Origin of the sequence: Catellatospora sp. TT07R-123 (assembly GCF_018327705.1) — a bacterium.
In the GTDB taxonomy this organism is placed as follows: Bacteria; Actinomycetota; Actinomycetes; order Mycobacteriales; family Micromonosporaceae; genus Catellatospora.
This window is the reverse complement of the sequence record NZ_BNEM01000002.1, coordinates 300225-317717: the sequence shown is the minus strand read 5'-3', so window position 1 is coordinate 317717 and position 17493 is coordinate 300225. Positions and strand designations below refer to the sequence as shown.

General features: G+C 71.8%; 17 protein-coding genes and 1 pseudogene. 6 read left to right on the top strand and 12 right to left on the bottom strand.

What is annotated here, in order from left to right:
- The first annotated feature begins 27 nt into the window (after nucleotides 1-27).
- Nucleotides 28-1908, top strand: coding sequence for a hypothetical protein (locus Cs7R123_RS21755; RefSeq protein WP_212829557.1), 1881 nt, complete (start codon nucleotides 28-30; stop codon nucleotides 1906-1908).
- A gap of 42 nt (nucleotides 1909-1950) precedes the next feature.
- On the opposite strand, the gene Cs7R123_RS21750 is transcribed toward Cs7R123_RS21755, so the two are convergent.
- The gene (locus tag Cs7R123_RS21750; RefSeq protein WP_212829556.1) at nucleotides 1951-2715 is read right to left on the bottom strand and encodes a carboxylesterase family protein; all 765 of its coding nucleotides are present in this window, start codon (nucleotides 2713-2715) and stop codon (nucleotides 1951-1953) included.
- A gap of 109 nt (nucleotides 2716-2824) precedes the next feature.
- Between Cs7R123_RS21750 and tnpB the strand changes: the two genes are divergently transcribed.
- Complete coding sequence (gene tnpB, locus Cs7R123_RS21745) at nucleotides 2825-4207, top strand: IS607 family element RNA-guided endonuclease TnpB (protein ID WP_212829555.1); 1383 nt, start codon at nucleotides 2825-2827, stop codon at nucleotides 4205-4207.
- On the opposite strand, the gene Cs7R123_RS40770 is transcribed toward tnpB, so the two are convergent.
- The 5 genes and pseudogenes from Cs7R123_RS40770 to Cs7R123_RS21725 all read right to left on the bottom strand — a co-directional run bounded on the left by Cs7R123_RS40770 (nucleotide 4204) and on the right by Cs7R123_RS21725 (nucleotide 5893).
- Nucleotides 4204-4404 carry a carboxylesterase family protein gene (locus Cs7R123_RS40770; protein WP_280517358.1) on the bottom strand — a complete coding sequence of 67 codons (201 nt, stop codon included), beginning with the start codon at nucleotides 4402-4404 and terminating at the stop codon, nucleotides 4204-4206. The genes tnpB and Cs7R123_RS40770 overlap by 4 nt on opposite strands.
- A gap of 100 nt (nucleotides 4405-4504) precedes the next feature.
- Nucleotides 4505-4564, bottom strand: a pseudogene (locus Cs7R123_RS40765) (hypothetical protein); the annotation flags it as partial.
- Between the two features lie 47 nt (nucleotides 4565-4611).
- Nucleotides 4612-4782: a carboxylesterase family protein gene (locus tag Cs7R123_RS40760; RefSeq protein WP_212829554.1), complete on the bottom strand. Its 171-nt coding sequence runs from the start codon at nucleotides 4780-4782 to the stop codon at nucleotides 4612-4614.
- Nucleotides 4783-5079: 297 nt separating this feature from the next.
- Complete coding sequence (locus Cs7R123_RS21730) at nucleotides 5080-5421, bottom strand: hypothetical protein (protein ID WP_212829553.1); 342 nt, start codon at nucleotides 5419-5421, stop codon at nucleotides 5080-5082.
- A 199-nt stretch (nucleotides 5422-5620) separates the two neighbouring features.
- Entirely contained in the window at nucleotides 5621-5893 is a 273-nt protein-coding gene (locus Cs7R123_RS21725; protein ID WP_212829552.1) for a hypothetical protein, read from the bottom strand.
- Nucleotides 5894-6110: 217 nt separating this feature from the next.
- Between Cs7R123_RS21725 and Cs7R123_RS21720 the strand changes: the two genes are divergently transcribed.
- Nucleotides 6111-6587 (top strand): hypothetical protein, encoded by a 477-nt coding sequence (locus Cs7R123_RS21720; RefSeq protein WP_212829551.1) that lies wholly within the window; start codon nucleotides 6111-6113, stop codon nucleotides 6585-6587.
- 866 nt (nucleotides 6588-7453) lie between these two features.
- Here Cs7R123_RS21720 and Cs7R123_RS21715 read toward each other — a convergent pair.
- Nucleotides 7454-9580: an MMPL family transporter gene (locus tag Cs7R123_RS21715; protein WP_212829550.1), complete on the bottom strand. Its 2127-nt coding sequence runs from the start codon at nucleotides 9578-9580 to the stop codon at nucleotides 7454-7456.
- 54 nt (nucleotides 9581-9634) lie between these two features.
- On the opposite strand from Cs7R123_RS21715, the gene Cs7R123_RS21710 reads away from it, so the two are divergent.
- Nucleotides 9635-10180, top strand: coding sequence for a MarR family winged helix-turn-helix transcriptional regulator (locus Cs7R123_RS21710; protein ID WP_212829549.1), 546 nt, complete (start codon nucleotides 9635-9637; stop codon nucleotides 10178-10180).
- On the top strand, nucleotides 10177-11088 hold the full coding sequence (locus Cs7R123_RS21705) for a hypothetical protein (RefSeq protein ID WP_212829548.1): 912 nt from the start codon (nucleotides 10177-10179) through the stop codon (nucleotides 11086-11088). Before Cs7R123_RS21710 ends, Cs7R123_RS21705 begins: the two co-directional genes overlap by 4 nt.
- 24 nt (nucleotides 11089-11112) lie before the next feature.
- Here the strand turns inward: Cs7R123_RS21705 and Cs7R123_RS21700 are convergent, their stop codons facing one another.
- The 5 genes from Cs7R123_RS21700 to Cs7R123_RS21680 all read right to left on the bottom strand — a co-directional run bounded on the left by Cs7R123_RS21700 (nucleotide 11113) and on the right by Cs7R123_RS21680 (nucleotide 15541).
- Complete coding sequence (locus Cs7R123_RS21700; RefSeq protein ID WP_212829547.1) at nucleotides 11113-12567, bottom strand: NAD(P)/FAD-dependent oxidoreductase; 1455 nt, start codon at nucleotides 12565-12567, stop codon at nucleotides 11113-11115.
- Entirely contained in the window at nucleotides 12564-12851 is a 288-nt protein-coding gene (locus tag Cs7R123_RS21695) for a (2Fe-2S)-binding protein (RefSeq protein ID WP_244872069.1), read from the bottom strand. Before Cs7R123_RS21695 ends, Cs7R123_RS21700 begins: the two co-directional genes overlap by 4 nt.
- Entirely contained in the window at nucleotides 12844-14013 is a 1170-nt protein-coding gene (locus Cs7R123_RS21690; RefSeq protein WP_212829546.1) for an FAD-binding oxidoreductase, read from the bottom strand. Before Cs7R123_RS21690 ends, Cs7R123_RS21695 begins: the two co-directional genes overlap by 8 nt.
- Nucleotides 14013-14930 (bottom strand): dihydrodipicolinate synthase family protein, encoded by a 918-nt coding sequence (locus Cs7R123_RS21685; RefSeq protein ID WP_212829545.1) that lies wholly within the window; start codon nucleotides 14928-14930, stop codon nucleotides 14013-14015. The genes Cs7R123_RS21690 and Cs7R123_RS21685 overlap by 1 nt, the downstream gene beginning before the upstream one ends.
- A gap of 74 nt (nucleotides 14931-15004) precedes the next feature.
- Nucleotides 15005-15541 carry a cupin domain-containing protein gene (locus Cs7R123_RS21680; protein ID WP_212829544.1) on the bottom strand — a complete coding sequence of 179 codons (537 nt, stop codon included), beginning with the start codon at nucleotides 15539-15541 and terminating at the stop codon, nucleotides 15005-15007.
- A 299-nt stretch (nucleotides 15542-15840) separates the two neighbouring features.
- On the opposite strand from Cs7R123_RS21680, the gene Cs7R123_RS21675 reads away from it, so the two are divergent.
- Nucleotides 15841-17448, top strand: a complete 1608-nt coding sequence (locus Cs7R123_RS21675) for an ABC transporter substrate-binding protein (RefSeq protein ID WP_212829543.1) — start codon at nucleotides 15841-15843, stop codon at nucleotides 17446-17448.
- The last annotated feature ends 45 nt before the right edge of the window (nucleotides 17449-17493 follow it).

Sequence of the window (17493 nt, the reverse complement as noted above, 5' to 3'; positions counted from 1 at the left end):
CTGGACCGCCTTCGCTACCTTGTGCCGATGCGCCCTTCCGGCCCCCGTCTGTACACCCTGCTCGCGCTGTGGCTGGTGCCGCTGTTCGTGGTGCGGACGGTCTGGCACCTCGCGGCCGACGACCAGCTGCGGGTGGTGAACGCGACCCTGGTGTTCGGCGGGGACGACGCGATCCTGACCTGCCTCACCGCCGTCTGGTGGACCTGGGCCGTCCTGGCCGCGGTCGCCGTCCTGGGATGCCGCCCCGATCCGCTGCGACAGGCCTGGCGGGCACTGCCGGTGGCGGTGACAGCCCTGGTGGGCAGTGTGCTGTCGTTCGCCGCGGGCTTCCTCGCCCTCGGCACGGCGATTCCCGGCGGTGCCGTCGCCGTCGGAGTGGTCGCCGCGATCGTGCTCGTCGTGCTCATCCCCGTCGTCGCCCGCCTGTCGGTCGCCGGTGTCGTCGCCGTCACGACCGACGACCGCGGTCTGTCCGCGTTCTCCGGCGCCTCCCGGCTGGTCCGCGGACGTGCCCTGCCAACGGCTGCGATGGTGGCGTTCGGCGTGGTCGCACCCGCGTTCGCGGCGGCGTGGGCAGCCGAGGCGACCCGGCCGTCGACCTTCGGGCTCGGGACCCTGCACTGGCTCGCGACAGACCTCGCCTTCGTCGGCGTCGCCGCCATACAGGCAGGGGCGCTGCACGCGGCTTACCGCAACCGCCTGCCCGCGCCCGACGCCGCTGACGCTGCCGCGCCGGGCTGGGCCACCGCGTCGCGGCGCCTGGTGACCGCCGCAGGCGGCCTACTCGCACTGTCCACGCTGCTCGCGGCGGGTTCGGTCCGGGCGCACCGGTTGCCGGAGGTCTCGACGCTCACGGGCCCGGACCTCACCGCACGGATCGCGATGGCCTGGCCCGCCGGCCGCCATCCCATGCTCATCGGGCAGGGCGGCATCCAGGACTGCCTCGACGAGCTGTGCAGCAGCTTCACGAACACCGCTCTGGGGATCCTGATGTACCACCCGTCCGGCTCGGCCGCAGTCGCCCCGGACGGATCGGTGTTCGCGCTGGGCCGGGACGTGCTCGCGTACTGCGACGCGCAGCGCCACTGCCGGCATACGACGGGCATGTACGAGACGCTCTCGCATTCGGCGGCCGAGGCGGTCGCGCTGTCGGTGGACGGAGAGCTCCTGATCGCGACCGCGACACCCCTCGGTTCGCGCGAGGAGGCCACCCAGGTCGAGCTCGGTCTGATCCACTGCCGCGACGTCCTGTGCGCCGACGCGCGTACGACGAAGCTCGGGGTGGTGTCCGCCAGCATGAAACCCGCCGACGGCTGGCGGCAGCAGATGATCGCCGTGGGGCTGGACCACGCGCAGCGCCCGATCGTGGCGTTCCGGCCGGTCAGCGGCGAGGGCCGGAGCACGTCGCCGACTGTCGGAACGTGGTTCGAAACGGCGTCGGCCGTTCCCCTCGCCACCATGTGGGTCGCCAGGTGCGACACCGCGGACTGCGGGCACGCCGGCGTCGCCGAGCTCGCGCCCGGTGACGTCGAGGAGCTCGCCGCGCTCCAGTTCGATGCCATGCTCGGCTGCCTGCGGAGCACGTGCGGTGTGGATGTTCCCGTCGCGACGGTCGCGCGGCCGCAAGGCGGCGTCTACGCGATCGTCGTCGGACCGCGCCCGCACGACGGTCTCTGGCTTCAGGTCGGCACGCCGTCCGACGAGATCCAGGCCACCCTGCTCGTCTGCCCCGATGCCACGTGCGCGCATGCCCGCCGCATCCCGATCTGGCGCGGCCGGCTCGGCACGAGCAACTGGCCGATGCCGCTGCCGGCCGGGATCTGGACCATGGCGGTCAACCCGGACGGGAGCCTGCTGATCGCCCAGCCGATGCTGCACCCGACCGAGGTGTTCGCGGTCCGGCCCTGACCCGGCGGATGCAGCGCACCCGGGTGGTACTGCCGCTGCGTGCTATCGCGCATGCAGCGGCAGCGCTGCGAACCTGAAGTCCTGCCACAGCAGCCGCGAGGCCTCTTCCGGGTAGGCGTCGACGGTGGACGGCGAGTCGAACAGCTTCGTACGGCGGCGCTCGACGTCGTACGAAGCCCAGCCGGGGTCGCCGTGCGCGGCGAACGCCGTCCACGCCTCCCGGATCTGCGCGGACAGCTCGTACGCGGCCGGGGCGGGCGGATCGCCGATCAGCGTGGTCGACTGCCCGCCGCTCAGGTTCCCGAAGGCGAGCGGCACGTCCAGGCCGTGGCAGGCGCCGAGGCCGCCACCGAGCCCCGGCGCGGACCAGGTCAGCTCGTAGAGGTGGACTCGGCCGCCACCGGCGAGCTGCGTGTCGGCGAGGTGGAGGCTCGGCATGCGGAACAGCCAGTCGCCGTGGACCAGCTCGTACAGTGCCTCGTCGGTGGCGTCGGGGAAGGCCCGCCGGTATCGGCGGGCGCCGTCGGGGCCGGGGGCGAGCAGCCGCAGCACGGCCTCGGCCTGCTCGGGCGTGACCTGTCCGAGCACACCGTCGATCAGGCTGAACAGCCGGTGCTCGTCCCGGGTGTGCCCCACGATCAGCTCGACGTGGCAGGCGGCACCGTCGGCCGAGGCCTGCCAGGGCTTGGCCGGCAGGACGTCGCCGTCGACCACGAGCGCGAAAACGATCGGCCGGTGGGCGATGAGCCCCCAGCGCTTCCGCCACTGGGAGATACCGGCGGAGACCGCATTACCAGCGAAGGGCATCGAACTGTTGCCGGTTAGGTGAGCTTTGGCATGCTTGAGTGTGCATCGGTGTCCTCGGGGCGAGGGATGGTGGCGGGTGTTGTCATACCGGGTGTCTAGCCTCTGCTGTATGTCCGATGTGGCTGGTGGGGTGGTGGTGCAGGCGTATCGTTTCGCCCTGGACCCGACCCCGGCCCAGGACCGAGACCTGCACCGGCATGCCGGTGCAGGCCGGTTCGCGTTCAACTGGGCCCTGGCCGCGGTGCGTGCCAACCTCGGCCAACGCGCCGCCGAACGCTCCTACGGCCTGGCCGACCAGCAGCTGACCCCTGCGCTGGGCTGGACTTTGCCCGCCCTGCGCCGCGCCTGGAACACGGCCAAACCGCAGGTCGCCCCGTGGTGGGCGCAGTGCTCGAAAGAGGCCTACAGCACGGGCTTGGATGGTCTGGCTCGTGCGTTGGGTAACTGGTCGGCGTCGCGGTCGGGCCGCCGGGCCGGGCCGCGGGTGGGGTTTCCGCGTTTTCGGTCGCGTCGGCGGGTGGTGGCGTCGGTGCGGTTCACGACCGGCACGATCCGGGTGGAGGACACCCGCCACCACGTCACCCTGCCAAGACTCGGCCGGATCCGCACCCTTGAGTCGACCCGGAAACTGGCCCGGCGCCTGCACGCGGGCACCGCCCGGATCCTGACGGCCACCGTCCGGCACACCAGCGGGCGCTGGCACGTGTCGTTCACCGTCGAAGTCACCCGCACCACCCGGACCCCCTCACATCCGCAACGCACCGTCGGCGTCGACGTCGGCATCGCCAACCTAGCGGTGCTGTCGACCGGGCAAATAGTGCCCAACCCCCATCATCTGGCGAACGCGTCCGGGCGGCTGCGTAGCGCGGCCCGGACCCTGTCCCGCAGGCAGGGCCCCGACCGGCGCACCGGCCAGCAACCGTCCCGCCGCTGGCGGCAGGCAAAGACCCGCCTGGCCCGCGTGCACGCACGGGTCGCGAACCTGCGCACCGACGGCCTGCACAAACTCACCACCACCCTGGCCGCGACCTACGGCACCGTGGTCGTCGAAGACCTCAACATCGCAGGGATGATGACCAACCGAAGCTTGGCCCGGCACATCGCCGACGCCGGCTGGGCCACCCTACGCCGACAACTGCAATATAAGGCGGCCTGGAACGGGGGGCGGGTGGTCGTGGCCGACCGCTGGTTCGCCTCCTCGAAGACCTGTTCGTCCTGCGGCGCGGTGAAACCCAAGCTGCCGCTGCGGGAACGGACCTACCGATGCGAGGACTGCGGCCTGATCGCGGACCGCGATCTCAACGCAGCGATCAACCTTCAGCAGTACGTCGACCGGAGTGGCCGGCAGACGCAAAACGGCCGTGGAGCCGACCGTAAGACCACCCTCAGGGTGGCAGGTGGCTGTGAAACGACCACCCCGCACCATCAACCTGGTGGGTCAGACGGGGACCGTCGACCGGCAACGGACGACTGCAACACGAGTACTTACTAAAGACCACTCAGTTGCAACGGGAGAAGAACGTGCCCGGCACGCTCTGCGCGATCGCCCGGCGGCATGCGGCATGGCGGGCAGCGCGGCGACCGAACCGCCGCCTGCGGACCGCCCGAAGCCGTGATGCGGTCCGGGTCGCCGCCGAACATCCGGATGTTGCCGCGTACCCACTGGAGGGCTGCGACCTGGTCGAGCAGTCCCCGGTCGACGGGGCCCCGTCGACCTGCGCGAAACCTTCATGCCCAGCCGGTAGTTGAGGGTGACGACGACGGTTCTGCTCCTGGCCAGAATGCCGCCGTCGTATTCCGGCAGGGCGGCGTGGCCCATCGCATAGCCGCCGGGGATCCACACCAGCACTGGCAGCTGTGCCGCCGGATCCGGTTCGGGTGTCCAGACGTTTATGGTCAGCCAGTCGTCGCCGCCGGGGTCCTAGACCGCTCGGAGCAGGCTGGACTGCGGGGGTGGCGGGCCGAATGCGACCGCCGGGCGCACACCGTCCCAGCTGCGTACGGCTGCGGCGTGGCGAGACGGAGGGGGCCGACCGGCGGCTCGGCGAACGGGATGCCGCGGAACACCGCCAGCCCCGCCTCCCGGCTGCCGCGCAGCGCACCTGCGGGGTGTACGGACTTCCGGCGCCGACTCGGACGGCTTGCTGGCTGCCATGACGACTCCCAGGCGGTCTCTGCTCCGTTCGTACCCGGCGGAGCCTCCAGCGGCAGGGTTGCGCGGGCAAACGGATTACGGAGGCGCTCGTCTTTCGCCGACAACCAGAGGGCTAGCTGAGCAGATCCACGTTGCCGTGGCTGGTCGGCGCTGGATCATTTCGTGCATGTTCCGCAGCGCCACCGCTGGACCGCCTGAAATCGGCCAACCTATCTGGTCCGCACGATGCAGACACCTTCATCTCGATGGCTCCAGCCGCGGTCCGTGTACTGCCAGGTTGCCGGATCGGCCAGCACCTCGGCCAGATCCTCTCGGTCCAGCACCTCGTAACTGCCAGCCGCAGCCAGATCGGGCGAGAGTCGGCGGACCTCAACGACCCCTCGGTCGACGAGTCCGAGCAGCGCGTCCGCAAGCAGGGGTAGGTGCGACAGTTGCTCCTCGGGCTGTTGATCAGTGCGCCAGTCGTGCAAGACGCCGGGCAACAAGTCGTGCTCACCGGCGTTCAGCAGCAGGCAGCTCTCCTCATGACTGAGCTCGCCGGGCGCATCCATGCGCAGATGGTGGCACTTCTCCTTGCCGGGGACCAACCTGCCTGACCGGCCCCCAAATCTTCCGAGTTGCCGCGTCACGGTCGTTGAAGCCCACGTGCGAGGTGGGCTGTACACGTAGTGGCGCCAACGGGCGTGTGCGAGGTCAAGGCCGCTGCGGTTCATCACTGCTGTGTGCACGGCAACCCTCGCCGAACAGGATTCAGCCCGCTTTCACCAAATCCGTGAGACCTACGACTGTCGCTATCAATCCGACCAATGCGAAGAATATGCCGCCGATCATGTTCGACCGCCACGACTGTTGCGCAATCAGCCGTCCGCCCAGAGTTCGAGCTCGCTTCCGCATCCCGTCTGGATCTCGACGTTTCCTCAGCGCCAGCAAGATCCCTAGGCATCCGAACGCAATGAAATACAAGCCTGCCAACAGAGTTTCGGTTGGGGTGGCCTGACGTCCGGCGGCATAGCTGGCGATCACGAGAGCCACCATAGTGCGCATGCGCCACCCACAACGTCCGGCTTGCAAGCAGAGGGTCGCAGGTTCGAACCCTGCCGCACCGCAGTCGAGACCAGGTCGTTTGGCCTGGTCTTCGCAGTATCTCGCTTGCTGGTTGGTTGCCTGTGGCCTACCGTGATCGATCGCTGGAACACTGACTCGCCGACTGGCGTCGCGCGGATGTTGCACGGAGCTGACAGTGCTTGACGACACCCAGGTCCAGACGCTGGCCGAGATGGTGCGCTCATACCTTGACGACCCCGAGGTAGCGCTGAGGCCCGACGAGCTCGAGCGGGAGATCCGGCTGAACACCTGGCGGTATGGGGTATGCGGCCCGGTCGACGTCGAGGCGACCGTGATGGCGCTGGACGTCGTGCAGCGGGAGCTGCGTCGGCGCCTGGCCGACCAACCGAACCCGGGCACCTTCTACGCCTGGTACGACGAACAGGCAGGCCAACTCAGGTGCTCATTGACCTCAGCTTCCCCAGGCCGGTTGCCGTTCAGCGGCACGTACCGCGTCACCGGCGACGCCGCCGAAGTCGTCGCCCTGGCTGCCGCTGACCTCGATCCGGGCCACGTACCGTCCGATGACCTGACCGAGATCACCCGTTCGATCAATGACGACGAGGCCATTCCGCTCCCTGCCTTCCCGGTCTGGGCTGTCGTCGTCCGCTGAGATCTGTTCACTGAGCTCTCGACCCTGAACCTACGGATTGCTCGCAGAATGGTCGACGGTGGTCGAGTAGGAGACTGTAGGTGCGATTGCCGAACGGGCAGAGTCAGCCTGAGACGGCGACGTCGCCGTATTTAGCTGCTGTACGGTGTCGCGTGGACCCGGGCGCGGCGTCTCGCAACTGTCGCGGCGGTCTGGGTAGCGGAAACGCCTACGGGGAGGGATGACCTTATGAGCGCTTCTGAGGATGTGTCGCCATGTGGTGTCTGTGGCCTACCCGTAGACGACGCGCATGACCGCATGGGGCACGACACCGCTACGGGCAGGCCTGGCAAGAGGGTGGACTACGTTGTGCTCGGCAAACGCGGCGGCATCGCGGAGTACCAGGGAATTGAAGATCGCTCGCGTATCTACAGGACGGACGCCGCGATTTTGGCAGTACAGCTGGGAATTGACGAGTCAGCCCTCATCGGCAGCCTGTTTAGCTGCTGGGTCTCACCCGCGGAGCACGGTGTCATTCGAAGCGACTTCAGATGCATTTCCGGCGTCCGTTGAGCCTCGATGTGCGAAACCGCTACAGGGGCGGAGCGGCAGCCGGTGCCAGGTTGCATATTTGGCGGCTGCCGGTAAATCCGTCGCGAGAGCTACTGGCGACGCATCTCGCTTCGCCGCGTCCTGCGTCTCTCGCGCTGGACCGTGAGTGAAGCTGCCGCCAAATATTCTGGCTGGTTATGGGAAATCGCTGATTATCGTGGTGCTCCCGGCAGGAATCGAACCTGCGACCTGCGGTTGGGCACCGCTCCAGCCTGAGGGCAGAGGGTGGCGCGGACGGTGATCCGTCCGCGCCACCCCGGCTGAGCCGACCGGCTTCAGCGGCCGGTCACAGTCACCGCGTTGAGCTGCTGGTCGGCCGGGTGGTCGCCGGGTGCCTCGGCGGCGGGGTGCGGCTGCCGCTCCGGACGGGACGGCCACCAGAAGCGGTGCCCCAGCAGCATGGCGATGGCGGGTACGACCAGCGTGCGTACGAGCAGCGTGTCCAGCAGCACGCCGATGCCGACGATGATGCCGAGCTGGGTCAGCACGATGACCGGCAGCACCCCCAGCACCGTGAACACGGCGGCGAGCAGGATCCCGGCGGAGGTGATGACCCCGCCGGTGGCAGACAGGGCCTTCAGCGTCCCGGCGCGGGTGTCGCCGCGCCGCTCGGTCTCCTCCCGGGCCCGGCTGACCAGGAAGATGTTGTAGTCGACGCCGAGGGCGACCAGGAACAGGAACGCCAGCAGCGGAACGCTGGCGGCCAGCGCGGGGATGTCCAGGAGCTTGAACACCAGGCTGGCGGCGCCGAGGCTGGCGGCGAAGCTGCCCACGACCGTGACCAGCAGCAGCAGCGGCCCGACGAGCGAGCGCAGCAGCAGGACCAGCACCAGCAGGACGACGGCCAGGACCAGTGGTGCGACGACGGTGTTGTCGCGGGTGTTGGCGTCGCGCTGGTCGAGGTCGGCGGCCGGCTGCCCGCCGACCAGTGCCCGCGCGTCCGGGATCTGGCCGAGGCGTTCACGCAGTGCGGTCACGGCCTGGTCGGCGGCGCCGGTGCCCGACTCGGCGGTCAGCCGGACGGAGAACTGGGCCAGGGTGCCGTCGGTGGAGATCTCGGGGCGGCCGACCGAGGCCACCCCCGGGGTCTGGCCCGCCGCGTCGACCGCGGTCTGGGCGGCGGCGGTGGTCGTGATCGCGGTGACCGGTTGCGAGGAGCCGGCGGGGAAGTGCCGGGCGAGGGTCTGCTGCGCCTGCACCGACTCGACCTCGGTGCGGAACTGCTCGGTCTGCGACAGTCCGATCCGGGTGGTCAGCAGGCCGGCCGACAGTGCGGCCAGGATGACGACCGCGACGGCCAGCACGGCGGCGGGGCGACGGGCGACCAGGCCGGCGGTGCGGGCCCACAGGCCCGACTCGGTCGCGTCGGCGCTGCCGTGGGTCGGCACGCGCGGCCAGAACGCGCCGCGCGGCACGCAGGCCAGCGCGGCCGGGAGCACCACCAGGCCGAACAGCAGCGCGATCGCGACGCCGACAGCCGCGGCCACGCCGAGGGTGCGGTTACTGGTCAGGACCGCGGTGAGCAGGGTCAGCAGCGCCAGGATGACGGTCCCGGCGCTGCCGATGATCGCGGGCCCGGCCGAGCGTACGGCGGTGGCCAGGGCCGCCCGCCGGTCGGCGGTGCGGCGCAGCTCCTCGCGGTAGCGGGAGATCAGCAGCAGGGCGTAGTCGGTGCCCGCGCCGAACACCAGCACCGAGACGATGCCCGCGACGGAGGCGTCGGTGGGCTCGCCGATCAGCTGTCCGACGCCGGGCAGCAGCTTGGCGGTGACCTGGTCGGCCAGGCCGATCACGGTCAGCGGCAGGAGCCACAGGAACGGGCTGCGATAGGTGATCAGCAGCAGCAGTGCGACGACCGCCGCGGTGGCGGCCAGCAGGGTGGTGTCGGCGCCCGCGAAGGCGGCCGAGATGTCGCGCCGGAACGCGGCCGGGCCGGTCACCTGGGCGCCGAGCCCGTCGGGCAGCCGGTTGTCGCGCAACCGCTGCCGCAGCTGGTCGACGGCGCTGTTGGCCGCCTCGTCGTCCAGGTCGGGGGTGAACGGCAGCACGACCAGCGCGGCCGCGCCGTCGTCGGAGAACTGCGGCGGCGGACCCTGCCCGATCCCGGCCACGCCGGTCAGCGCGGTGGCCGTGTCGGCGATCGCGGTGCGGTCGTCCGGGGACAGGGAGCCCTGCGGGCGTTCGAACACGACGATCGCCGAGGTGGTCCGGCCGCTGGCGAACCGGTCCAGCAGCGCGGTCACGGCGGTGGACTGCTTGCCCTCGGGCAGGCCGTCGGTGGGCTCGGCCTGCGGCTGCGCGGGTGCGTTGAGCAGTGCCAGCGTCGACAGGGCCACGGTGACCAGCAGGATGAGGACGGCTCCGGTCCGGCTGGTGATCCAGGTGGCGATGCGCTCGCCCATGGTGGTGTGTGCTCCTCGTTCCGGCGGGCCTCGGGCCCGGGGGATATTATTTCGATGACCGAAAGGTTCGGTAGTCGAAATGTTAGACTGTCGCTCGTGGCCCGGCAAACCGAACCCCCCTCCGAGCGCGCAGCGGTGCTGCGGGAGCTCATCACGGCGCTGCAGGAGAGCAGCGTCGAGAGCGACGTGCTGGTGGATGTGTTCGCCCGTGCCCACGCGCTGCACCGCAGCGACCTCAACGCCGTCATGTGGATCACCTCGGCGGCTCGGGACGGTCACCCGCTCACGGCCGGCGAACTCGCCGCCAAGCTGGGTCTCGGGGCGTCGGCCACCACCTCGCTGATCGACCGGCTCGAAACATCGGGGCACGTCGACCGGGTCCGTGACCCGCACGACCGGCGGCGGGTCACGTTGGCGGTGCGGCCCTCCGCCCAGCAGATGGCCGTCGACTTCTTCCAGCCGCTGCGCACCCGGATCGAGGCCGCGCTGGATGGACGCGATACGAAGGAGCTGCAACTGGCCGCGGACATTCTGCGCGCCATGACCACGGCCATCGTGGACAGCCGTGAAGCCGCCCGCCAGGCCGGTGCGGCCGGATGAGCCGCAGTGAAGCCCGGCTCGACCGGCGGGTGGCCGCGCTGCTGGCAGCCCGGGCCTTCGTGGAGATCCGGGCGCTGGCGGGCAGCGCCCATCGCGCGTCGCAGACGAGTTCTCCGGCCGAAGACCTGGAGCGCATCAGGTTCCTGGCCAACCTGTGCCACAACCTGCCGGGAATCACGCAGCCGAGCCGGTGGCGACCGTCGCGCACAGGAAGCGCCCCCAGCAGCCGCGAGCAGGCGATGGCCCGACGGCCGATGGGCTGGACCTGGCACACCGCAGGCCCCGAGGGGCGCGCCTGGATGCTGAGCCACATCCGGCAGTACCACCCGACCTGGACGCCGCCGCCTGCGCTGCCGACCGCCCGCGCGGAGGCGCTGCCGCTGACCCTGGGCCAGCGGCTCGGGGTGCTGCTGCGGCGCTGGCCCGTCCAGACTCCGGCCGGGCGCGAACCGCTGCCCGCGCAGTCACAGGTCCTCAAAGCGCTGGACAGCGCCGCGATCTGCGAGCTGTACGCCGAAGCCGGGCGGCGGCGACTCGGCCTCGGCAAGGGCGGCCCCTGGCTTCCGGCGCACCTGGACCCCGACGGCGTCCACTACGTCGTGCCCGATCCGGCCTCCTACTACTGGCCCGGCAACGGCGACGGCCGGGACGGCAAGATCGCCTGGTGGCAGTGCTCCGTGCTGCTGCGGATGCGCAACGGCGAGCAGGTGAGCGGGATGGTCGCCGTCATGCCGGAGACCTTCGCGGCGCTGCCCTCGACGCTGGCACGGACGCAGCAGCTCCGGCTCTTCCACCGGGTCCGGTCCATCGAGCGGGACCTCTATCTCTGGAGCCGTGACCACAAAGCCGAATGCGACCCGCAGCGCTGCGGGTACGACCCGGCGCCGGACCCGCCGCAGACTTCCTGACCGCGCCGCCGTGAGGCAGGGAGGTCACGGGCGGTCGGCAGCCAGGGCCGCCAGCGGCACCGGCTTGACCGGCGCCTGGGCGGTGAAGGTGCCCACCTGCTCGGGCGTGCGCCCGGTCTGCTCGGCGACGAAGCGGCAGACCCCGGGGGCGCAGGAGCGGCCCTGGCACAGGCCCATGCCCGCGCGGGTCAGCAGCTTGACCGCGTTGGCGGTGCCCAGGTGCGGGTGCTCGGTCAGCGCCCGGCGGATGTCACCGGCGCGGACCTCCTCGCACCGGCACAGTGTCGTGTCGTCGGTGACCAGCGCGCTGAGCAGCGCCGGGTCGGGCGCGAACCGGCTCAGCACGGCGGTGGTGAAGCGCCGCCGCCGGGCCAGCAGCCTGCGTACCGGGCGGGACAGGGTCGCGGCGCGGGCGGGGTCCAGCAGCCCGAGGTCCTGGAGCGTCCCGTACGCGGCCAGCCGCCCCTCCACCTCGGCCTGCTCCGCGCCGGCGACCCCGGTCAGCTCCCCGGCGGCGCTGACCCCGGGCACGCTGGTGCGCAGCCAGTCGTCGTGCTCGACGACCCAGCCGCCCTCGGCGTGCCGCCACGCCACCGCGCACCCGGCCTGGCGGGCCAGCTCGGTGGACGGGACGAAGCCGTACCCGACCGCGAGCACGTCGCACGCCACGGTCCGCTCGGTGCCGGGCACGGGTGCCCCGGCCGCGTCCACCCTGGACAGGATGACGGTGTCGAGGGCGCCGTCGCCGGCGGCGGACCGGATCACGGTGCCGAACCGGACCGGCACCCGGGCGCGCCGCAGGGTGCGCAGCGCGGCGGCGCCCTCGGCCAGCTTGCCGAGGTTGCCGAGCGCGGCGGGCACGGCGCGCGGACCCGGCACCAGGGCACGGGGCCGCTGGCTGAAGGCGACCTCCGCGACGGCGGCTCCGGCGGCGACGAGCTGGGCGGCGACGACCAGCAGCAGCGGGTGCCCGCCGGCCAGCACGAACCGGCGTCCCGGCAGCAGCCCCTGTGCCTTCACGAAGGCCTGGACGCCGCCTGCGGTGAGCACGCCGGGCAGCGTCCAGCCGGGGAACGGGACCGGCAGGTCGTACGCGCCCGCCGTGAGCAGCAGCGCTGCCGGTTCCAGCACCCGCCCGCCGTCGGGGGTGTGCACGCCGATGCGGAGGCGGCCGAGGGCCGGGGCCGGTCCGGCGTAGTCGTCGAGCCCGGCGCGGGTGCCGAAGACGCCCCACGCGGTGGCGTCGGGCAGCCAGTCCACGTTCGGCGCCGCCGCGGCTTCGGCCAGCAGCGCCCGCCCGGCCCCGGCCTGCCTGCCGGAGCGGGTGAACCCGACCGGCGGCTGCCGGTAGATCTGCCCGCCGGGCCGCTGCTGCTCGTCGACCACGAGCACCCGCGCGCCGTGGCGGCCGAGCGTCGCGGCTGCGGCCAGCCCGGCCGGGCCCGCGCCGACCACGACGACGTCGGGCTGCCCGCTCATCGCGGCGCCCCGGTCCGCACGGTCAGGCCGGGCCGGACCCGGACCTGGCAGGAGCGCTGGAAGGGCTGGCCGTCGACGGTGACGACGCATTCGAAGCAGGCGCCCATGTTGCAGTACGGCGCCCGCGCCGCGCCCGAGGCGGTGGCGCCGGTGGCGCGGCGCCCGGCGGCCAGCAGCGCGGTGGCCAGGGATTCCCCGGGGTACGCGGTGACCGGCTCGCCGTCGACGTCGATGGTGACGGGGCCGGGGCGGTCCAGAGCGGTGCGGACGGCGGTCTCAGACAAAGTTCAGCGCTCCAAACCGGGCGGGGGAGTAGTCGTCCAGCGGCAGGTCGGGCTCGGTGCCGAGCACGGTCGCGGCCAGCAGCCGGGCGTAGGTCGGCCCCAGCGTGAACGCCGAGCCGCCGGTGGCGGTGTACAGGCCGGGGCGGCGGGGCACCGCCCCGAGCAGCGGCAGCTGGTCGGGGGTCAGCGTGGTCATGCCCGTCCACGAGCGGATGACGGGCAGGCCCATGACGGCGGGCACGACGCGGGCCGCGTCGGCGTTGCCGGTCAGCGACTCGTAGCGCAGCTCCGGGTTGCGGTCGAGGTCGACGCGGCCGCCGCGGGTGACCAGTTTGGCGGGCCAGCCGCCGCCGAGCAGGATGTTGCCCTCGGCGGTCTGCTTCATCGACAGCCTCCGCCCGACGTGCTGGATCAGGTGCGGCAGCAGGGCGGTGGTGCGGGCGGTGGCGCTCATGGTCAGCCCGACCGGGAACGCGGGCAGCCGGACGTCGGCCATCGCGGCCAGTTCGGTGGTCCACACCCCGGCGGCCAGCACGACGGTGTCGGCGGTGTCGGTGCGGCCGTCGGAGCCGGTCAGGTGCCAGCGCCCGCCGTCGCGGTGCAGCGCGGTGACGCGGTGGCCGGTGCGCAGCTCGGCGCCGTGGTCGGCGGCGGCGCGAGCGAACGCCGGGGTGACCAGCCGCGGGTTGGCCTTGCCCTCGCCGGGCAGGTGGGCGGCGGCCCGGACACTGTCGGCGAGGTATGGCGCCAGCTCCCGCAGCCGGGTGCCTTCCAGCACGTCGACGTCGAGGCCGTACTCGCGTTCCAGGGCGGCTTTGCGGTCCAGGGCGGCGACCTGCGCGGGGGTCTCGGCGAGCATCAGCCCGCCGCGCTGGGCGACGCCGCACGGCAGCCCGAGCGCGGTTTCGAGCCCGGCCCAGGTGCGCATGGCGTCCAGGTGCAGCGGCAGCGCGCGGGCGGCCAGCCGGGCGGCGTCGTCGCCGTGCTCGACCATGCGGTATTCGAGCTGGAAGTGCAGGCTGCCCGCGTTCTGGCCGGAGGCGTGCCGGTTGAGCTGGTCCTTCTCGACGAGCAGGACACGGGTGCCGGCTTTGGCCAGGTGCCAGGCGACGGCGCAGCCGAGCAGCCCGCCGCCGACGACCGCGGTGTCGTAGCGGGCCATCAGATCAGGTCGAGCTCGGCCAGTGTGGCCCGGACCCGGGCCTGCTGGTCGGCGGTCAGCGGCAGCAGGGGGCGGCGGACGTGCCCGGCCGGGACGCCGCGCAGCGTCAGGGCGTGCTTGAGGATCGCCTGGGCGCTGGCGAACCTGGCGCCGTAGTCGGCGCCGAACCAGGTCTCCATCAGGACCCGGTCGCGGGCGCCGAGGCGGCGGGCCCGGTCGAGGTCGCCGTCGGCGACGGCCCGGAAGAAGCCGGGGTGGTCGGCGCCGAGGACGGCTCCGGCACCCATGAGGCCGTCGCCGCCGATACGGGTGAGCAGCTCGATGCCGGTCTCGCTGGTGGGGATGCCGAAGTAGCGGACCCGGTGCCGCAGCGCGACCAGGCCCCGGACGAAGCCGCCGAAGTCGGGGGTGGAGTTCTTGACCGCGACGACGGTGGGCAGGTCGGCGAGCCGGGACAGCAGGTCGGTGTCCAGGTCGACGCCGGTGCCGCGGGGCCAGTTGTAGACGCACAGCGGGAGGTCGACGGCCTCGGAGACCTCGCGGTAGAAGGCGAGGATCTCCTCGCGGCTGGGCACGACGTACGGAGGCGGGGTGAGCAGGATGCCGTGCAGCCCGGCGGCCTGGGCGGCGCGGGCGTGGCGGATCGCCTCGGCGGCGGTGTAGGCGTTGCAGCCGCCGAGCACGGTCATCCGGTCGCCGACCTGCTTCGCGGCGGCGGTGAACAGGTCGGCGCGCTCGTGTTCAGTGAGGCTGAACCACTCGCCGGTGGTGCCCGCGACGACGATGCCGTGCATCTGCTGGTCGGCCAGCCAGTCGAGCTGGGCGGCCCAGGCGGCGAGGTCGAGGTCGCCGGTGGCGGTGAACGGGGTGGTGACGGCGGGGATGTAGCCGTGCCAGTCGACGCTGTCGCGGTCCATGGCGGGTCCTTCCGTGGCGCAGGGGGCATCGGCCCGCCGGTGGGGGCGGGCTGTGCGGCGGTGCGGTGGGGCGGTTAGGGGGTCGGCGGGGTCACCGCGATGACCAGGCGGGCCGGTTCGTCGCTGGTGTTGAGGTAGCGGTGCGGCAGCCGGGAGTCGAACGTGACGGACTCGCCGGTGGCCAGCTGGTACGTGCTGCCGCCGATCTCGGCGGTGACCGTGCCGGCCAGCACGATGGCGCACTCGGTGGACGGGTGCGACCAGGGCTGGGCGGAGCTGGCGTCACCGGGGGCGAGGTCGGCCTGGAGCACCTCCAGGTCGCCGCGGCCGGGGGTGAGCCGGTCGTAGGAGATCTGGCCGGGCGGTGCCGCCAGGCGGCTGCGGGCGCCGGGGCGGCTGATGTACACCGCCGGGGCGTCGGGTTCGCTGAACAGCATCGCGATCGAGGTGTCGAACACCCGGGCGAGTTTGCGCAGGGTCGACAGGCTCGGGTCGGTCGCCCCGTTTTCAATCTGGCTAAGCAGAGCCGAAGACACGTCGGCTTCGGCGGCCAGCTGGCGCAGCGTATAGCCGTGCTGCTGGCGCAGCTCACGGAGCCGGTCGCCGAGCATCGGGGCCTCCACTAGATAAGTTTCGCTGAACTTGTTTGACTAAACTACACGAGCGTGTTTAGTGTGGTCAACCAGAGCGGTAATGAGTCCCCTCATAACCAGCCCTTACTGCACAGCACCGGGCGCACCCGCGTCCGTCCACATCAAACACGTGCGGTCGACGCCGGGGGAAACCCGGCTCCCTCCGTACACCCGAAGGCGCGCCGCCGGCCGCATGCCGGCCCTGGAATCGCCGGTCCTCGGCAAGAGCCATCCTCCCGTGCTCACCGTGGACCGGCCCGAAGGAAGGTAGGACCAGCATGTCGGTGAACCCCCGCCGACTCCGCGCCGCAGCGCTCGCGCTCGCCGCGATCACCACCGCCTCCGCCACCGCCGCCTGCACCGCCGGCAGCGGCGGCGGCAACGCCGCGGGCGGCAGCGACACCCTGACGGTCGACACCTCGTTCGTCATCAAGACCCTCGACCCGGGCCGGGTGTACGAGGCGACCGGCGTCACCGCCACCCACGCCCTCTACGACACCCTGCTCACGTTCAAGGGCTCCGACGTCAGCAAGCCCGTGCCGGAGCTCGCCGAGTCGTACGAGGCCTCCGCCGACGCCAAGACGTTCACGTTCAAGCTCCGCGACGGCGTGAAGTTCTCCGACGGCACCCCGCTGACCGCCGACGACGTCGTCTTCTCGCTCAACCGGCTGAAGAACGTCAAGGCCAGCCCCGCGGTCATGGTCACCGACCTGACCGCGAGCAAGACCGACGACAAGACCGTCGTGGTCACCTCCGCCCAGCCCAACCCCAACGTCCCGGTCGTGCTGGCCATGTCGGCCACCGGCGTCGTCAACTCGAAGGTCGCCAAGGCCAACGGCGCCACCGACGGCGCCGACGCGGCCTCGGCCGACACCGCCCAGCAGTTCTTCGACAAGAGCTCCGCCGGCAGCGGCCCGTACGTCCTGAAGTCCTACGACCCGTCCTCGCAGGTCGTGCTGGAGGCCAACCCGAACTACTGGGGCACCAAGCCCAAGTTCCACCGGGTGGTGCTGCGCAACATGGACGTGCAGACCCAGAAGCTGACCATGTCCCGGGCCACCGCCGCCGAGGTGTCGCTGGACATCTCCGGCAAGCTGCTCGACGGGCTGCCCGACACCCTGCTGACCTCGGGCGTCCAGGACACCATCTACTACCTCATCCTCAACGCCGACCCGGCCGTGTCGCCGGTGACGTCGAACCCGAAGTTCCGCCAGGCACTGCGGGCCTCGATCGACTACCAGGGCGTCGCGGCGCTGTACGGCAAGGGCGCCGGCCCCGGCGCCGGACTGGTCGCCCCCGCGTTCCCGGGCACCCTGCCCGCGGGCGAGGAGGGCAAGCGCGACATCACCCTGGCCAAGCAGCTGCTGGCCGAGGCCGGGCTGACCAACCCGACGGTGAAGTTCACCTACCCGACGATCACCTACCGCGGCGTCGACCTCGGCACGGTCGCCACCAAGGTGCAGGGCGACGCCGCCGAGGCCGGGATCACCCTGGAGCTCAACCCGCAGCCGCTGACCTCGTTCCTGGACGTGATGCGCAGCGGCAAGATGGCGATGGGCTTCAGCCCGCAGAGCCTCAACTACCCGGTCGCCGACTCGCTGGTCAACAACATGGCACCCGGGGCCGGCAGCGCCCTGCGTGCCGGCTGGACCGTCGAGCGGGCCGACCCGGCCGTCGTCGCCGCAGGCCAGAAGGTCGTGTCCACCCTGGACCCGGCCGCCCGCGCCGAGGCGATGAAGGACTGGCAGCGGCTGATGAACCAGCACTCGCCGTACCTCGTGATCGCCAACAACTCCGGCATGAACGTCGCCACCGCCGACCTCACCGGGGTCGAGTACACCCCGGCGGGCTGGCAGATCGACCTCGCCGCGATCGGTACCAGGTAATGACCGCGAGCACCACGGAAAACCCGGGAGCGGCCGTCACGGCCG